This is a genomic window from Aureimonas sp. AU12 (genome assembly GCF_001463705.1).
Taxonomy (GTDB): domain Bacteria; phylum Pseudomonadota; class Alphaproteobacteria; order Rhizobiales; family Rhizobiaceae; genus Aureimonas.
In genome coordinates this window covers 32,629-47,752 of the sequence record NZ_BBWH01000044.1, presented here as the reverse complement: position 1 = coordinate 47,752, position 15,124 = coordinate 32,629, and the positions used below count along the sequence as shown (strand labels likewise).

Genomic DNA, 15,124 nt, shown 5'->3' with positions numbered 1-15,124 from the left:
GACGTCATGCAGAATCATCGTTCAGCGGACCTGCGGGACGAAGCGGCGCAGCAGGTTCTTCACCGGCTTGGCGTTGTGGTAGACCTGCGACACGGTATGCCCGGCCAGCGTGCGGGCCAGCGTCAGGTTGTAAATCGCGGTTTCCTCGACGCGGAAATGCGATTTGTAGCCGGTGTTGCCGAGCCCCATGTCGAAAAGGCGATGCCCTTCGTCGAAGCGCTGTCGGATCATCTGGTAGAGGATCTGGACGCCCGGCGAGAACTTGCCGATCTCGGCCGTATCGGACGCTGTGACCACGGCGTGGAAGACGCCGTCGCCGGCCGGACCGAACAGCACCGCCACGGGCCGGCCGGCAACGCGGCTGACGAAGGTGACGGTTTCGCCACTGGCTGCGCCTTCGATCGCGACGTTCAGGTAGAAGCGGAAATAATCGTCGCGCAGGAAGAGATCGTCCTCGAACCGCCCGGTGCGGGCGGCACGGGCGAACTCGAACGCCTCGCGGATTTCAGCTTCGGTGGTGGCCGGCGCGTGCTCGTAGGGCCCGATGTCGCGCTCGATCTGTCGGGCCAGACGGTTGAGTTCCTTCGAGAACTTTTTCTTCAACGTCCGACGACGCCACTCCTCGAAGTCGTCGCCGATAACGCTGTGAAAGGCCGCGTTCTCGTTCAGCGTCTGTCGGGCACCGGGAAACAGGCGCTGCATGTCGAGCCCATCGGCCCGAACCTTGCGGAACATCAGGAGGCTGCCGGGCTCCAGCACGGCGCGCAGGGCCGTGCGCACGCCGTCGTCACCGACGAAACGGTCGAAGGCCGCTGTGGAGGCGACAAGGCTGTTGTAGTCGCAGATGCCGAAATCGGCGGGCTGCACGATCGTCACGCCCATGCGGCGCTGGCTGACCAGCGGCAGCACGGCGACGAGGTCCCCCGTCTGCCGCTCGCGCACCGTCACCGTTCGCGGTTCGGCGCCCAGCGACGGCACGAGATCGCGGTGGATGGCGTGGAGCCAGAGCGGCGACTGGAAGGCGGTCGCCGCCGATTGCACAAAGAGCGCACGATAGGCATCGGACAGGAAATCGAAGCCGGGCTCGATGGCGACGTCCAGCGGACCGGCGACGACGATCTCGCCGGTCGGCACGATCGAACCGCCAGGCGCGGCGTCCGCCGACGGCGCCGCCAGCATGCTCATCGGTAGAACTCGACGCCGTTCGGCGAGTTCGCGTCGACGCGGAACCCCTTCGTCTTGACCACGTCACCTTTGGTCTCGCGGCCGAGCTTCTTCCAGGCGAAGGCGGAGGCAGCCTTGGGGTAGACCGACAGGCCGCTGGTGCGTGTCGAAGGATTGCCGAGCTTCAGGGTCCGGCGCATCACGCCGTTGCCGTAGTGTACGGCGTAGGCGTTCCAGATTTCCTTCGTCCAGTGCTCCATGGTCACCGAGATGTTCAGGCAATCGTGGTTCTCGACCCGGTGCGGCGCATAGAGCGGCCAGGTCAGCATCTCGCCGGGCGACAGGTCGTGGACAGTCGCGAACTCGTCGAACCACGGCTTGTAGAGAACGTCCTCGTCGGTCTCGCGCAGCAGGATCTTCTCGATGCTCGTCGAGGGCAGGAAGACCTCCGACGTCGGGTAGAGATAGACGCGCTTCGAGCCGGAGATCTGCCAGAGCGACTGACCCTGAATGTCGGCGTGGTAATAGACCTGCGCGTTCGGCGAGGAGACGAGCACGCCGATGTTGCGCTTGGATGTCTTGAGGCCGGGAACGCGGGCCTCGAACTCGGTGAAGACGCGGTCGAGCAGCGCGCGATACGTCGGATCGAAATCCATGATCCGGCGCATGTTCAGCCACATGCGACCGCGCTCGATGGCCTCGATCACCTCGATGCCGCTGCAGCCGCCGAACTCGCCGTGGATCTTCTCAGACTTCGTCTTGTCGAGACCCATGCTGAGGATGCCGTAGTGATCGGGCGGGCAGCGCTCGATGAGACGGCCGAGCGCCTCGCGGGTGAAGAGCCCGGTTTCCGCCAGCCGGTGCTGGAGCTTGATCGCATGCTGGCCGAAGAGCTGCGCGTGGCGCGGCTGCCAGTCGGCCAGGAGGTCCTGCGTGGGGGCCATCGAGTTCATCTCATTCTCCGTCTGTCGGACATTGTCCATGGGACCGAAAGGGGGAAGCAACGCATCGAAAAGCGGCTGTCGTGCTTGATCGGCACAGTTTAACGCAGATCGGTGGGACTGAGGGCGTAGAGGTCGAAGTATCCGCCGATCCGCCCCAAAGCTTCGATCCTTGGTTAACCCAGCGGAAGGCCCATCATGCCGTCACGCCCGGCTGAAACGGCCGCGGATCACGCCGGGAACGAGCACGAGCAGAACCGCGATCCCGAGGCTGACCATCCCGGCGACGACGCCGACGAGGACGAGGCTCGGCCGCGTCGACTTCAGCGGTGGCATGGCCGCGGAGACCACGCGAACGTCCTCGAAGGGCATGAGACGCTGCTCGTCGACCGCCTTGTACTGGGTCAGGTACTGCTCGTAGATCGCGCGGTCGGAGGCGGCCTGTCGTTCGAGGTCGGCCAGTTGCACCTGCGCTTCGTCCGTCCGCCCGGCTCGGCCGACGAGCTGCGACAGCCGCCGCTCGAGATCGGCCTGCTGCGCCTGTGCCACGTCCAGCTGCCGCTTGAGCGAGAGCCCGACGAGCGAACGCTCGCGCTCGATCTGCGTGTCGATGGCGGACAGCTTGGAGCGGATGTCGACGATGCGAGGATGGCGCGCGCCGTAGGTCTGGCTAAGTTCGGCGAGCGAACGCGCGAGATCGGATTGCTCGCGGCGCAGGAGCGAAAGCTCCGAGGATTGCGCATCGCCGCCCGCCGTCGCCGAGGCGAGGTTCTGCGCCCTCGCCCGCGCCGCATCGGTGGCCGAGCGGGCCAGCGTCAGCTGCTCGCTCAACTCGGCGATCTCGCGTTGGCCGAGCGTGCTGTTGGCATCGACATCGACCATGCCGGAGGAGACTTTGAACCGCGCCACCGCCTCTTCCGAGAGACGCAGCGTCTGGCGGAGATCGCCGAGGCGACCCGACAGGCTGTCGGCGGCATTCGAGGCGGCCCCGGTGCGCGCATCGCTCTCGTTCGCCACGAACGCCTCGGCGACCCGATTGGCGTAGAGCGCCGCGCGTTCGGGATCCTTCGACGTGTAGGAAATGTCGACCAGATAGGTGGCGCCGCGCCGCTCCACGGTCAGCCGGTCGCGGAATTCCTGCAACTGGCTGCGCGGATCGAGCGTGCGGGCGTTGGCGAGTTCGGGATCGGCGGAAACATCCATGCGCTTCAGAAGCTCGGCGAGGAAACCCCCGGACTGGACGATCTGCACGACGCTTTCCAGAGCCGCGGTGTTGGTCCCTATTCCCGGCAACACCTCCTGCGTGGGCGAGATCTTCTGCTCGCGCGGATCGACGATGACGATCGCAGTCGAGCGATACGGGAACGGCACGAGCCGGAACGCGTAAAGCGCGCCGCCGAGAAGGAAAGCAGCCAGAAGAAGCACGATCAAGCTGTTGCGGAAGAGATAGCGGACCAATGCCGACGGGCTGAAGGCGCCGTCGCGCCCGCCGCTGTCCACCGGGACTGCCGCGCTGCCAGCCGGTCCCGCGTCCATGCGAGCGACCGGCCGCAGCGCCGCGAGGCGAGCCGACGACCGCAGAACATCCGGGTTTTCCCAATCTGAGCGCATCGTCACGACTTTCGGTTTCCTATTCGTCGGTCTGGCTGCCGCACCCCCCGCGGGGTGCCACTGATCCGTCTCGTCCATCATGTGCCGCCGCCAGCCGGAACCGGCGCCGTTCGACCCCGGTCTACCATGCCATCCGCTACGGCCGGGTTTCCAGCGCGTTCGGCAACAGCGCATCCAGCACGGCTGCGTCGATGCGGCCTGAAGCGTCCAGGATCCCGAAGCCGTCCTCGTAGTCCCAGTGCGTCCAGCCGATGCAGCGCGATCGAGCCGCCTTCGCCGCCGTCGTCAGCCAGGCCAGCCGCGCTTGACGCGGTGCGGCTCCGGCGTAGACGCCGAACTCGTTGACCACCACCGGTCGTCCGGTCCGGTCCGACCAGTCCGCCATCGTCGCATAGGCGCGGGCCACATCGGCTTCGGTCCAGCCGTCGAGAAGCGAGTCGGCGACGACCTTGCGGGCCGCATCCTCACCTCGTTTGGCCAGATCGTCGAGGACATCGGTCATCGTGCGATCGCCGGCCGGGCTCGGCCACGGCAGGCCGACCAGCTTCGGCAGCACGCTGTCCGGTCCCGTCCAGTCGGCACCTTGATGGGTAAAGGCGAACGGGTCGTAGTAGTGGACGGCGTAGATCGCGTTCGGGTCGTCGAGAAGCGGCACGTCGGCCAGCGATTCGTGCCGCTGTGGACCGAACGGCGCGACCACGAGCGTGTGCTTCGGCAGAAGCGAGCGAACGACGGCCGCGAGTTCGGGCAGTTGCGTCCGCCAGACGGACGGGTCGACCGGGGGCTCATTGAGGAGTTCGGCATAGGTCGTTGCCGGATCGAATTGGGCGAGCACGGGCGCCAGTTGCGCCCAGATCGCCTTCGTCTCGGCCAGCGCCGCGGCGGGACGCTCGCGGAACAGGGTCCCAAGACCGCTGCCGGGGTGCAGGTCGACGGAGACCGCAAACCCGAGGCCGTGGAGTGCGACGATCCAGGCGTCGAGATCGGCAAGATAGGCATCGGCATCGGCGGCCGCGCCGCCGCCCGCCCGCAACTGCGCGTCGTCGATGGGCAGGCGCACATGCGTCATGCCGCGAACGTGCAGCTTGCGCAGCGTCCGCAGCCGCGCTTCCCCGGGGCGTCCGTCGCGGTCCCATCCCGGCAGGTTGAAGCCCTGCGCCATCGCGACGAGGGCGGCGGGGTTCGCAAAGCCCGGCGGCGCCGCGCAGCGCTCAACTGCCTGCGCGGGCGCGACGACGCCGATGGCGCAAGCCAACGACAGCGCTCGGGCATGGCGGACGGGGCGAAACACGCGCGGGCAATCCTTCAGGCGGTGGGGTGGAAGACGGAACGGATCAGCGGGAGTGAAAGAACAGCCGGTGCAGCGCGACACCGTTCGTTGCGAGATAACGCGGACCGAGGCGACGGGGCTCGAGCCAGGCCCGGAACGCCCATTCGAAGCCGGCAATCTGCATCCAACGCGGTGCCCGCGCCCGGTCGCCCGACAGAAAATCGAACAGGCCGCCGCTGCTCTTGACCACGGACGTGTAGCGCAGCTTGTCGAGGTTGCGGCGAATGAAGCGCTGTTCGAGGGGAATGCCCATCCCGACCCAGAGGATGTCGGCGCGGCTCTCGTTGATCTCGTCGATCAACGCCTCCTCCTCGCCAGGCGTGAAATATCCGCTGTGGCGCCCGGCGAAAATCAGGCCCGGATGCAGCGACTTCATCCGCTCGACCGCGAGCGCATTGACCCGCTCAGTCGCGCCCAGGAAGTAGAAGCTGACCTTCTCGCGCACCGCCAGCTTGGCGACGTCATGCACGAGGTCGGTCGTCGCGACGCGCTCGGGCAGCGGCGTGCCGCCGAAGAAGCGCGAATAGAGCACCATCGGCATGCCGTCGGCGAGGATATGATCGGCGCTGGCGAACTCCTCGATCATCTCGGGTGCCCGTCGATAAAGCGCGAGCACCTCGCCGTTCGCCGAGGTCGAGTAGAACGGGCGCCGCATCGAATGCCGGTTGTGAAGGACGCGATCGATGAAGCCCCGCGCCACCGTGGCACGATCCACCCGTGTGATCGGCAGGCCGCCGAGACAGACGGTCGGCCACTGCGCCATGTCGCGGGCTTCGATGAAAGTGGGAGACAAGCTCGTCGGCACCCGTGACATTTCGATTTCGTGATTGACGAGTCCCAAAACCTTACCCCCGTGAATCGTCAAGTCGTTCAGCCTTACATAAAGCTAAAGATCCTCTTAATCCATAGAAACGAACCTCACCATTCCGTATGGTTAATTTGCTCTCATTAAGTAATATTGACAAGATAGCTCAAATATCAGGCGGTCGTAACCATCTGTGCGTCTGCAACAGTGGCTACGGGATCGTAACGTTGCGTCAGCCAGCGATTCGCGACGTCGAGCTTGGGCCGCAGCACGCAGCCGTCGATTGTCTCCAGCGTTCCGGCGGCATTCAGCGTGTGGAGCTTGCGCCCGGGCCAGGCGGCAGTCGGCGCGAGGATCGTTTCGACGCTCTGCTCGAACCCGTCGCGGTCGAGCCGGTCGATCCGCGCGAGGCCGAGCGCCGCGCCGTAGCCGTTCGTGCAGTCCTGCACCGGCCGCATCAGGACGCCGCCGCGCCGCACGAAATGGCCGGCCGGGCGCGCCGAGGCGGGATCGACGATCAGCGGGTTGGCACCATGCGGCGTCCAGGGGCCGAAGAGATCGGGCGCATGCCAGATCCCCAGGCTGTCGGAATAGCCGCCGAGCCCGGGGCGAACCACGGCGAACATCCACCAGAGATCGTCATGCCGCACGACGGTCGCGTCCGCCGCCTCGATCCCGCTCAGGAGCCGCGCGTGACGCTCCCACCGCAGCGGGAAGTCGACCGCACGGTAGATCGCCACCTCGCCGTTCGCCGAGCCCTCGGGGATCATGTAGATCTCGCCGTGGTGCTCGATCAGGAACGGATAGGACAGGTGCCAGGCTTCCTCCAGCACCGGCACGACGGGACCGCTCGTTCCGTCCACGGCGATCTCGGCGCAGGAGATGATGCCCTTGTTCGTGCGATGGTCGAGGTCCTCGAAGAAGAGGAAGTCCCGGCCGCACCAGCGGATCGCGAACGGGTCTGCATAGAAATGGTGGCCGGGATCGGGCAGCACGGTCCAGGGCGTGCCGCCGAGATCGCGGCGATCCCAGACCGACTGCTGCGTGCGGCGCCAGCCCACCCGCCAGTGCGGTGCGCGGAAGCAGAGCCGGTAGGCCGACCGAACGGCGCGCGAAACGACGCCGGACGCAAGCGCCCGCCCCGCCAACAGCGGCGTCACGACGCCGGCGGCGACCGGCACGGGTGCGGCAACCGTGCCCGGCCCGAGGCTCGCCAGGCATCGCCCGATCAGCATGGCCGAGCGCGAAACCACCGAGATCGTGCCGGTCGCCAGACGGTCGGCGACCTCCAGCGAGGCGCGGCCGGTGGCGAGGATTGTCCCGGCGCCGACATCCTCGATCTCGATCAGCGGCGACGATCCGCCCAGCAGCGCGTCGGCCAGCGCGAGGTCGCCGAGTGCTCCGCCATAGCGCGGCTGCCAGACGCGGCGGCCCGGCAGGACGAGCGGCGAGCGCGTGAGATTGACCACGAGGTCCGCAGCGAGATCGCCGGGATCGAACGGTGCCACCTCGTCGGCTTGCAGCGCCGGTCGTGCGCCTTGCCCGCGACCGAACAGCATCGCTTCCAGCCGCAGTAGCGTCTCGACCGCACCGGGCAGCGGCAGATCGGAGGCGTGCGCCCGCAGGCGAACGGTCCGGCCGGGTATCGCGAGGATGCGTGCGGCGACCGCCGGCCAGTCGCCGCGCGCGTCGCGATCGACGATGAGATCGATGATCGTCATGCCGCGCCCCGCCGGCCGCCCCGCCCATCCTGCTCGATCATGGTCTCGTAGGCGTCGATCATGCGCTCCAGCGAATGGTGCTCCGCCAAGTGGCGGCCCCGCACCGTCATCGCTTCGGCAAGCGCCGTATCGTCGAACAGGCCCGCCACCGCCGAGGCGAAGGACGCCGCGTCCCCCGTGTCGACGAAGACGGCGCAGGGCTCGCCCTCCACTGCCAGCACCTCGCGCAGGACGGGAATGTCGTTGGCGACGACGGGAAGGCCGGCCTGCGCCGCCTCCACCGCGGCGAGCCCGAAGGTTTCGGCGGCCGTCGGAAACACGAAGAGATCGAGGCTCTGGAGGAAATCGCCGATTTCGTGGGTCGGCAGTTCCCCGATCCGGTGGAACCGCTCCGCCACCCCTTCCGCCACAGCGAGCGCGACGAGGCGGTCGGCATCCGGCCCCTGCCCCGCCACCGCCAGATGGACACCCGGCAGGTGCCGCAGGGCGTGGATCGCATGGTCGATCTGCTTGAGCGGATGCAGCCGGCACACCGTGCCGATGACGCGAGCGTCCTGCGGCAGGGCGAAGCGTCGCCGCGCTTCGGCCTGGCTGAGGCCGCTCGCCTTTCGCTCGAACCCGTGCGGCACCAGGGTCATCAACCGACGGTATCGTGCGGGATAGCCGGCATAGTCGCGCTGGAGGTCGCGCGAATTGACGGTGATCCGGCGATAGACGCCGATGAGGCCGAAGATGCAATCGAGAAGACGCGCGGCATTGCCGACCGTCGCACGTGCCGAGACGTGATTGGCGATGACGTCCGGGGCACCGGCCAGCCGTGCGGCGGGCGCGCCCAGCACATTGCCGTAATGCTGAAACGTCAGCACGACATCGGGCCGGATCCGCCGGATCGTCGCGCGCAGGCGCAGAAGGAAGCGCGCGAAGCGTAGGGATCCGCCCGGCCGTTCCTGCGAGACGAAGGTGACGTTCGGCAGCGCGTCGCATCCATCCGTGACCCGATAGAAGAAGAGGTGATGCACCTCGTAGCTCCGTGCCATGAGCCCCTGCCCGATGAGGCGGGAGATCTCCTGCGCCCCGGCGTTCTCGGCCTGCGTCTGGATGAAGAGAAGGCGTTTGGGTCGGGTCATGTCGTGGGGTCCGGCAAGGCTCGGTCGACGCGCAATAGGACTGTCGGTCACAGCGCGGCGTTGCGGAAGGTGGCGCCGTGGATCAGGCCGCAGAGAAGCAGCGGCAGTCCGACGGCCAGCGGCGAGAACAGCGCCTCTTCCTGGAAGAGACCGTTGAAGACGATGCTGAGCAGCGCGAACCCGGCCGCCAGATGCAGCGGGTCGAGCGTGCGCTCGGCAATCAGCGTCGTGCGCCAGGCTAGCCAGACATAGACGCCGAGCAGGACGAAGGCCGCAAAGCCCATCTGATAGAGCAGCACGCCGATGGCGCTCTCCATCGCGATCGGCGTGCGCCCGGCCGCTTGGAACTGCGACCAGTCGAGGGTGGCGAAGTCCAGCCCGAGATTGCCGCCCGACCCGAGGCCGTGCCCGAAGGGAAACTCGACGAAGTTGTAGACGCCGCCGATGAGGCCGAGGACGTGGAAATCCCCGATCCGCCGCCCGACCACGATGCCGATCGCGGAATAGGCCACGAGCAGCACGAAGATGCACCAGAAGGCGAACCGGCTTCCGAACAGCCGCGCCAGACCCCAGCCCAAAACCGCCGTCAGGACGGTGATGATCGCGCCCTTGGCGTTGGAAAGGACGAGAAGCGGCAGCAGCGCGGTGGCCAGCAGGAAGCGCGAGGTGAAGAGCGCGTAGATCGCCAGGAACGAGAGGGCGTAGCCGTAGCTGATCGCGTGCATGTTGGGGCCGAAGAGCCGCGACAGCGTGATGCCGAGATCGGCGAGGAGCGGCGTGTTGAACAGGGTGATCTTGAACGTGTCGACGAGACCGAGCACGACGATGCCGGTTTCCTGCGCCTGCTTGTCCCAGTAGGAGGCGGCTTTCGCATCCGCCATCGAGAGGTCCCAGAACGTCGCGCCGTTGGTGAAGCGCAGCCAGTCGTCGCGAAACAGGAGCTCGGTGTAGCCGCACACGACGACGAGACCGGCCACGAGCGCGAAGACCGTCTGGAGCCGCAGGTGCCCGCCCCGCGCGGAGATCACCGCCGCCTGATACATCATCAGGCCGGTCGCGACGTTGCGCAGGTAAATGATGGCCGAGGGCACGCTCACCGCCATGCCGACGAGGAGGTAGAAGCCGATCGCGGCGAAAGCGATGCTGGTCACGAGCAGATGCCGGTCGAGCATCGGGCTCACGCCGCGCCGGGTCAGCACATGCCGGGTGAACGCAGAGGCCCAGACCGTCGCGAGGATCAGGAAGGCGTAGCCGCGCACGAGATCGAAATCCATGCCCGACCCGATGCCGGGCGACGCCAGCGACACGAAGAGGTTCTGGAACAGCGCGGCGCATAGGATCGTGGCGACCGCCAGCGCGGGCGCCGCGATCGAGGCAGAAAGCGCGACCGCCGCGGTCGCCGCCAGCGCGACGGCGGGATGCAGCGTGTGGGCGAAGACCGCGAAGGCGACGATCGAGAGCGCTGCGACGGTGATCCCGGCGCTGCGCAACACCGCCCATCCCGCCGCCGCCTCGGCGGCCTGCGGATCGCGGGCCGGCGGCGGCACGTCGTCGATGGAAAACCGGGCGGCCGCCATCGCCTAACGAGCTCCGTAGGCGAGCGCCGCCAGCCGGGGCGCGATGCGGTAGGCGACGAGCCGGATCGCCACGGCGACCGCCATGGCCACGAAGGGCGCGAGCAGCCAGAAGGCGGGATAGATCCGATCGCTGCCGACATGCTCGAACGCCACCCAGAGCGCAACGAGGATCGGCGCGTGCGACACGAAGATCGCGAAGCTCTTCGACGAGTGGCGGGCCATCCATCGCGACAAGGGCGTTCCCGCGAGCGCGGATGACGCCGGCCAGACGAGGAAGGGCGCTGCAACCGCGAACCAGCGGATGTCCGTGATGCCGAAGGCCCCGATCGCCGCGGCGCTCACCGCCAGTGCCGCGAAGCACAGCGGCCAGGCTCGATCGAGACGCCGCACGTTCCAACGACGCACGGCGACGAGGCCCCCGAGGAAGAAGTTGATCGGCATCGTATCTCGAAGGATCAGCGAACCGTCGAGGTCGGGGTAGAAAAGACCAACCACGAGCGCCAGGCCAAGCCAGGGCGCACGGCGCAGCAGCAGTCCCATCATCGGCGCCATCAGGCTGGTGATGAAGAGATCGCGCAGGAAGTAAAGCGGATAGTTGGCGGGCTGGTAGGTCAGGCCCAGCGTCGAGTCGGCCCAGGTCCAGAGGTCGAACGGATAGGCGCGTACGGCGAACTCATGCCCGCCGAGCCCGTCCCTTTCGACGACATAGAGCGCCATGAGAAGCGGCAGGTTCCACACCACGAGCGGCAGCAGGATCGTACGGGACTTGCGGCGCAGGAGTTCGCCCCATCGCTCGTCGAGCGAAGCGCGAAAGAGAAGAAAACCCGAGATCGCCGTCAGCATCGGCACGGTGACGCGGAACAGCCCGTCGCAGAGGATGGCGCGCAGCATCGCGAAGCCCCAGGCGGACGGCGACAGGTAGGCGTCGGGAACGGGCACGTGGATGAAGACGATGGCGCAGATCAGCACGAGGCGCAGGAGCGAGATGCGCTCGGCGACCACCGCGTCGAGCGCCGTCCCCGACGCGCGCTGCTCGCGCGCCGACCGGGTGCCGGCCGGCGATACGGACAGCGACGACCCCGGGGCCTCTCTCGATCGGAAGCTCAACAGCAACGACACGCCTTTCGCAGCCGCAAAACGGCGAACCACTCCCGTCTACACGATGCACGCGCTCGAAGCGTCCCATAGATGACCAAAGGGTTAACGCTGCGGAAGGGCTCGATCAAGACCGCCATCTGCCGGCAGGAAGCGCGACCGAGTTTCGCTTTGCGGGCCGGCAGCTTTCGTTTAGGAACGAAGATCCGCCGGGAGGTTTCGCCATGCTGTCCGAACGTCAGTTGCAAATCGTCGAACGCGCCAAGAGCGAAGGGCGCGTGCTGGTCGAGCAGCTCGCGGCCCAGTTCGAGGTGAGCGTCCAGACCATCCGCAAGGATCTCAATGAGCTTTGCGAGGAGCGCTTGCTGTCGCGCATCCATGGCGGGGCAGTCATCGGGTCGGGCGCCGAGAATGTCGGCTACGACGCGCGCCGCACGATCGCAGCCGGCGAGAAGGCCGCCATCGGTCGGGCGGCGGCCGACATCATCCCCTTCCGGTCCTCGCTCTTCATCAACATCGGCACCACGACCGAAGCCACGGCCCACGCGCTCCAGCGTCATTCCGGCCTGATGGTGATCACGAACAATCTCAACGTTGCCAACATCATGCGGCCGAATCCTCAGATCGAAGTCATCATCGCGGGCGGCGTCATCCGGCGCTCCGACGGTGGCATCGTCGGCGAAGCGGCCGTGGACTTCATCCGGCAGTTCAAGGTGGATTTCGCCATCGTCGGCGTCTCCGCCATCGACCCTGATGGCGCCCTTCTCGACTTCGACTATCGTGAGGTTCGCGTCGCGCAGGCGATCATCTCGAATGCCCGCCACGTGGTGCTCGTCTCCGATTCGTCGAAGTTCGAGCGGACGGCCCCGGTCCGCATCGCCCATCTCGAACAGATGGATACGTTCGTCACCGATCGCTGCCCGTCCGAGGAGATCCGCCAGATGTGCCGGGACAAGGGCGTCCATCTCGTCGAGACCGCCTTGAACAATCTCGACCGTTGATCGAAAGGCGCGATTGACTTTCGCTTGCGCTCGCTTCTAATTCGCTGAGTTTCGATTTTGCCGCGATTTTGCTGCAATGCGAAATAGAAGGCCCCAATGCAGAGCTTCGACGTCTTCGTCATCGGTGGGGGGATCAACGGCTGCGGCATCGCCCGCGATGCGGCCGGCCGCGGCTACTCCGTCGGCCTCGCCGAGCGCAACGATCTGGGCAGCGGCACGTCCTCGTGGTCGACGAAGCTGATCCACGGCGGCCTGCGCTACCTCGAGCATTACGAGTTCCGGCTGGTGCGCGAGGCGCTGCGCGAGCGCGAAGTGCTGTGGGGCATCGCCCCACACATCATTCGCCCGCTGCGCTTCATCCTGCCCTACCATTCCGGCCTGCGCCCGTCGTGGCTGCTGCGCACGGGGCTGTTCCTCTACGATCATCTCGGCGGCCGGAAGCGGCTGGAGGCGACGCGGACGGTGGACCTGACGGGGCCGCTCGGCGCACCGCTGAAGCGCAAGTTCACCAAAGGCTTCGAGTATTCCGATGCGCGGGTCGACGACACCCGCCTCGTCGTCCTGAATGCACGCGATGCCGCCGACAAGGGCGCGGCGATCAGCGTTCGCACCGAAGTCACCGAGGCGCGCCGCGAGGGCGACGGCTGGCTGGTGACGCTGAAAGATCTCGCGAGCGGGAGTTCGCGTCAGGTGCGGGCTCGCTTCCTCGTGAACGCGGCGGGCCCTTGGGTGGACCGCGTGATCCAGCGAGCGATCGGGCGCAACGAGGCGCAGAACGTGCGGCTGGTGCAGGGTTCGCACATCGTCATGCGGCGCCTCTTCGAGCACGATCGAGCCTACATCTTCCAGAATGCCGATGGCCGGATCATCTTCGCCATCCCCTACGAGGGCGACTACACGCTCGTCGGCACGACGGATCGCGACTACGAGGGGGATCCCGCCGACGTCGCCATCACCGAAGACGAGATCGCCTATCTCCTCGCCGCAGCCGGCGAGTATTTCGAGACCCCGCTGAAGCGCGAGGACATCGTCTGGACCTTCTCCGGGGTGCGGCCGCTCTTCGACGACCACGCCTCGAAGGCGCAGGAAGCCACCCGCGACTACGTCCTCAAGGTCGAGGGCGATCTCGGCGAGGCTGCGCTCCTCAACATCTTCGGCGGCAAGATCACCACCTATCGCAAGCTCGCGGAAGACGCGCTCGGTGCCATCGGCAAGAGCCTCGGCCCGCGCGGCGGCGAGTGGACGGGGAAGCGCGCCCTGCCCGGCGGCGACTTTCCGTTGGACGGCGTCGAGACGGTGAAGGCCCGGTTGCGCGCGCTCGCGCCCGACTTGGCCGAGACCACCGTCGCTCGCATGATCCGGGCCTACGGCACCGATGCGCTGAAGATCGCCGCAAGCGGCAATCTCGGCCGCGATCTCGGCCATGGCCTGCATGAGCGCGAGGTCGAGTGGATGGCGGCCAAGGAGTGGGCGCGCTCGATCGACGACGTGCTCTGGCGCCGCTCCAAGCTCGGCATCCGCTTCTCGGCCGACGAGAAAGCGGTGCTCGAAGCCTATCTGGCCAGCCTGCCGACGGCGGAGGACCGCAGCCGGCAAGCCGCGGAATAAGCGCCGCCGTCTCGGGAGGACGGCGGCTTGGCGACTGAAATGACGGAACGCTGCACGGGAGGAAACAGTGCTGCAATTGACAGGTGTCGGCAAGACGGTCGGCGCACAGGCTCATATCGCCGACGTGACCCTGTCGCTGGAACGGGGCTCGTTGAACGTGCTGCTCGGGCCGACGCTCGCGGGGAAGACGAGCCTGATGCGGCTGATGGCGGGGCTGGACAAGCCCACCGCGGGACGCATCACCATGGACGGTGCCGACGTGACCGGCCTGCCCGTGCAGAAGCGCAACGTCGCGATGGTCTACCAGCAGTTCATCAACTATCCGGCGATGACCGTCTACGAGAACATCGCCTCGCCGCTGCGGGTGGCCGGCAAGCCCAAGGCCGAGATCGAGGCCTCGGTGGCACGCGCCGCCAAGCTGATGCGCCTTGAGCCCTACCTCCAGCGCACGCCGCTCAACCTTTCGGGTGGCCAGCAGCAGCGTACGGCTCTGGCGCGCGCGCTCGTCAAGAACGCCGATCTCGTGCTTCTCGACGAACCCCTCGCCAATCTCGACTACAAGCTGCGCGAGGAACTGCGTGAGGAACTGCCGCGCATCTTCGCGGCCTCCGGCGCGATCTTCGTCTATGCGACGACCGAGCCGACCGAGGCGCTGCTCCTCGGCGGCAACACCGCGGCGCTCAGCGAAGGCCGCATTACCCAGTTCGGACGCACGACCGACGTCTACCGCCGCCCCGCCGACCTCGCCACCGCCCGCATCTTCTCCGATCCACCGCTGAACGTTCTCGCGATGCAGGCCACGAACGGCCGTCTCGTCTCGCCGCTCGGCCTCGATCTGCCGGCATCGGGCCTTGCCGACGGCAGCTATTCGATCGGCGTGCGCCCGCATCACCTACGCCCCGGCGAAGCGGTCGGCGGCACGGCCGGGTTCACCGCGACCGTGGTCGTCGCCGAGGTAACGGGATCGCAGACCTTCGTCCATGCCGATCTCGGCTCCACCCGCATCGTCGCGCTGCTGCCGGGCATCCGCCGCATGGAACGCGGCGACCGGATCCCGCTCCACTTCGACCCCGCCACCATGCTCGTCTTCGACGCCGGGGGCCGCGCCGCCGCGCCCGCCCTCGCGCGGGCGGCCTGAGGAGAT

Annotated in this window: 12 protein-coding genes; 3 read left to right on the top strand and 9 right to left on the bottom strand. The window is 67.3% G+C overall.

The annotated features are described in order from the left end of the window. Positions 1-21: 21 nt before the first annotated feature. The 9 genes from AUL33_RS18115 to AUL33_RS18075 form a co-directional block, all read right to left on the bottom strand. A complete protein-coding gene (locus AUL33_RS18115; protein ID WP_082652717.1) occupies positions 22-1,185 on the bottom strand; it encodes a GNAT family N-acetyltransferase in 1,164 nt (387 codons plus the stop codon). Continuing rightward, positions 1,182-2,117, bottom strand: coding sequence for a hypothetical protein (locus AUL33_RS18110; RefSeq protein ID WP_062211796.1), 936 nt, complete (start codon positions 2,115-2,117; stop codon positions 1,182-1,184). The genes AUL33_RS18115 and AUL33_RS18110 overlap by 4 nt, the downstream gene beginning before the upstream one ends. Before the next feature lie 192 nt (positions 2,118-2,309). Next, complete coding sequence (locus AUL33_RS18105) at positions 2,310-3,641, bottom strand: GumC family protein (RefSeq protein ID WP_192843217.1); 1,332 nt, start codon at positions 3,639-3,641, stop codon at positions 2,310-2,312. A 211-nt stretch (positions 3,642-3,852) separates the two neighbouring features. Further along, a complete protein-coding gene (locus AUL33_RS18100) occupies positions 3,853-5,007 on the bottom strand; it encodes a glycoside hydrolase family 5 protein (protein WP_156419480.1) in 1,155 nt (384 codons plus the stop codon). Positions 5,008-5,050: 43 nt separating this feature from the next. Further along, positions 5,051-5,839 (bottom strand): WecB/TagA/CpsF family glycosyltransferase, encoded by a 789-nt coding sequence (locus AUL33_RS18095; protein ID WP_280137833.1) that lies wholly within the window; start codon positions 5,837-5,839, stop codon positions 5,051-5,053. 185 nt (positions 5,840-6,024) lie between these two features. Beyond that, positions 6,025-7,572 carry a hypothetical protein gene (locus AUL33_RS18090; RefSeq protein ID WP_062211562.1) on the bottom strand — a complete coding sequence of 516 codons (1,548 nt, stop codon included), beginning with the start codon at positions 7,570-7,572 and terminating at the stop codon, positions 6,025-6,027. Beyond that, complete coding sequence (locus tag AUL33_RS18085) at positions 7,569-8,699, bottom strand: glycosyltransferase family 4 protein (RefSeq protein WP_062211559.1); 1,131 nt, start codon at positions 8,697-8,699, stop codon at positions 7,569-7,571. Before AUL33_RS18085 ends, AUL33_RS18090 begins: the two co-directional genes overlap by 4 nt. Positions 8,700-8,746: 47 nt before the next feature. After that, positions 8,747-10,276 (bottom strand): hypothetical protein, encoded by a 1,530-nt coding sequence (locus tag AUL33_RS18080; RefSeq protein WP_062211555.1) that lies wholly within the window; start codon positions 10,274-10,276, stop codon positions 8,747-8,749. Positions 10,277-10,279: 3 nt separating this feature from the next. Next, entirely contained in the window at positions 10,280-11,389 is a 1,110-nt protein-coding gene (locus AUL33_RS18075; RefSeq protein WP_192843216.1) for an acyltransferase, read from the bottom strand. 206 nt (positions 11,390-11,595) lie between these two features. On the opposite strand from AUL33_RS18075, the gene AUL33_RS18065 reads away from it, so the two are divergent. The 3 genes from AUL33_RS18065 (at position 11,596) to AUL33_RS18055 (ending at position 15,118) form a co-directional block, all read left to right on the top strand. Further along, complete coding sequence (locus tag AUL33_RS18065) at positions 11,596-12,372, top strand: DeoR/GlpR family DNA-binding transcription regulator (protein WP_062211547.1); 777 nt, start codon at positions 11,596-11,598, stop codon at positions 12,370-12,372. 96 nt (positions 12,373-12,468) lie between these two features. Beyond that, the gene (glpD, locus tag AUL33_RS18060) at positions 12,469-13,980 is read left to right on the top strand and encodes a glycerol-3-phosphate dehydrogenase (RefSeq protein ID WP_062211544.1); all 1,512 of its coding nucleotides are present in this window, start codon (positions 12,469-12,471) and stop codon (positions 13,978-13,980) included. 67 nt (positions 13,981-14,047) lie between these two features. After that, the gene (locus AUL33_RS18055) at positions 14,048-15,118 is read left to right on the top strand and encodes an ABC transporter ATP-binding protein (RefSeq protein WP_062211541.1); all 1,071 of its coding nucleotides are present in this window, start codon (positions 14,048-14,050) and stop codon (positions 15,116-15,118) included. Positions 15,119-15,124: the final 6 nt, after the last annotated feature.

Bases quoted from the DNA above. Each gene is read 5' to 3' on its own strand.
- AUL33_RS18115 (WP_082652717.1), bottom strand. From the start codon at position 1,185: ATGAGCATGCTGGCGGCGCCGTCGGCGGACGCCGCGCCTGGCGGTTCG.
- AUL33_RS18065 (WP_062211547.1), top strand. From the start codon at position 11,596: ATGCTGTCCGAACGTCAGTTGCAAATCGTCGAACGCGCCAAGAGCGAA.
- AUL33_RS18085 (WP_062211559.1), bottom strand. From the start codon at position 8,699: ATGACCCGACCCAAACGCCTTCTCTTCATCCAGACGCAGGCCGAGAAC.
- AUL33_RS18080 (WP_062211555.1), bottom strand. From the start codon at position 10,276: ATGGCGGCCGCCCGGTTTTCCATCGACGACGTGCCGCCGCCGGCCCGC.
- AUL33_RS18090 (WP_062211562.1), bottom strand. From the start codon at position 7,572: ATGACGATCATCGATCTCATCGTCGATCGCGACGCGCGCGGCGACTGG.
- AUL33_RS18110 (WP_062211796.1), bottom strand. From the start codon at position 2,117: ATGAACTCGATGGCCCCCACGCAGGACCTCCTGGCCGACTGGCAGCCG.
- glpD (WP_062211544.1), top strand. From the start codon at position 12,469: ATGCAGAGCTTCGACGTCTTCGTCATCGGTGGGGGGATCAACGGCTGC.
- AUL33_RS18105 (WP_192843217.1), bottom strand. From the start codon at position 3,641: ATGGACGCGGGACCGGCTGGCAGCGCGGCAGTCCCGGTGGACAGCGGC.